Source organism: Streptomyces ureilyticus (assembly GCF_011045025.1).
GTDB classification, from domain to species: Bacteria; Actinomycetota; Actinomycetes; order Streptomycetales; family Streptomycetaceae; genus Streptomyces; species Streptomyces ureilyticus.
Window position 1 is genome coordinate 1 of sequence record NZ_JAAKZX010000465.1, and the last position, 1,234, is coordinate 1,234.

The following is a 1,234-nucleotide window of genomic DNA, read 5'->3' on the forward strand; positions in this document are numbered from 1 at the left end:
CCCCGTTAGCTACCGTGGCCCCGTGGACAAGAAGAACGCCCTGCGAGCCGGCACCCTGGCAGCCGGCACGACGCTGATGCTGCTGCTCATGTCGTCCCCCGCCCTCGCCCTGATCCCCGACGACGGCGACGACCCCGGCCAGGGACTGAGCGTCATCGAGACGCTGGGCCTGTTCGTCGTGGCACCGATCGCGCTGTTCGCGGTCATCACCGGCCTGGTCATGGTCCTGGACAGGTCGACGGACCGCCAGCCGAAGCCGAAGCCCGGGGGCAAGGCGCAGGGCAGGATGCAGGGCGAGGACCAGGTGCAGGCCTCCTCCTGACCTCGGTCCTCTCCGAGTTTTCTGCCGAGAAGTTTTCTGTCGAGGGCGCCGTCCTCGCACACGTACGCACGTGTCGCGGTACGTGGGCGAGGACGGCGCCCTCGACGTGTTCTCACCGGAGGGGCCCTCCCCTCGACGGATACGCGGCCTGGGCGACGGTGTCGGCGGACGCGGAGGATCCAGGAGGCGCTGGCTACCGCTGTGGGTTGACCGTCCCGGCGAGCAACTGACGCAACAGGTCGGCCAGTTGGCCGGCCTGTTCTTCGTCGAGCGCTGACAGCGCCTCCGTCTGGAGGGCGAGCCCGGCCTCGACCGCGTCGTCGATCATCGCGAGCCCCTTGTTCGTGAGCGTGACCTGTAGGGCGCGGCGGTCGTGGGGGTCGGGAGACCGGCGCAGCAGACCGGCCCGTTCCAGCTTGTCGAGCCGCCCCGTCATGCCCCCGGTGGTCAGCATCAGCGTCTCGGAGAGCCGGCGGGGCGAGAGGGTGTACGGGGCGCCGGACCGCCGGAGCGTGGCCAGTACGTCGAACTCGCCGCGCGAGATCCCGAACCGGGCGTACGCCTTCTCCATCCGGTCGCCCACAGTCCGGGAGAGCCGCCAGACGCGGCCGAACACCTCCATCGCGGCGGTGTCCAGATCGGGCCGTACGACGGCCCACTGGTCGATGATCGCGTCGACGGCGTCCCGGGAGGGCTTGGGCGTGCTGCTCATGGGGCGAGTATCCGTGTCGGGCCGGTCACTCGCAAGAAAGTAGCTTGACGATAAGTAGCTTAGGGCTAAGCTACTTATCGGCGGCCCGTCCTCCTACGGGGGGAGGACGGGCCGCGAGCAAGCTGAATCGCCGCCCAGCCATGCCCGTCGATGCCCGTGATGCCCCCGTCCTGCCGCCGCCCCTGGAGCCGGTCATGAAC

Annotated in this window: 2 protein-coding genes; one reads left to right on the forward strand and one right to left on the reverse strand. The window is 69.8% G+C overall.

Going from position 1 to position 1,234, the window contains the following annotated elements; genetic code table 11:
* Nucleotides 1-22 precede the first annotated feature (22 nt).
* A complete protein-coding gene (locus G6048_RS48155; RefSeq protein ID WP_165345903.1) occupies nucleotides 23-322 on the forward strand; it encodes a hypothetical protein in 300 nt (99 codons plus the stop codon).
* A gap of 193 nt (nucleotides 323-515) precedes the next feature.
* Here the strand turns inward: G6048_RS48155 and G6048_RS48160 are convergent, their stop codons facing one another.
* Complete coding sequence (locus G6048_RS48160) at nucleotides 516-1,034, reverse strand: MarR family winged helix-turn-helix transcriptional regulator (RefSeq protein WP_165345904.1); 519 nt, start codon at nucleotides 1,032-1,034, stop codon at nucleotides 516-518.
* Between the last annotated feature and the right edge of the window lie 200 nt (nucleotides 1,035-1,234).

Coding starts and splice junctions, on each gene's coding strand:
- G6048_RS48160 (WP_165345904.1), bottom strand. CDS start 1,034: ATGAGCAGCACGCCCAAGCCCTCCCGGGACGCCGTCGACGCGATCATC.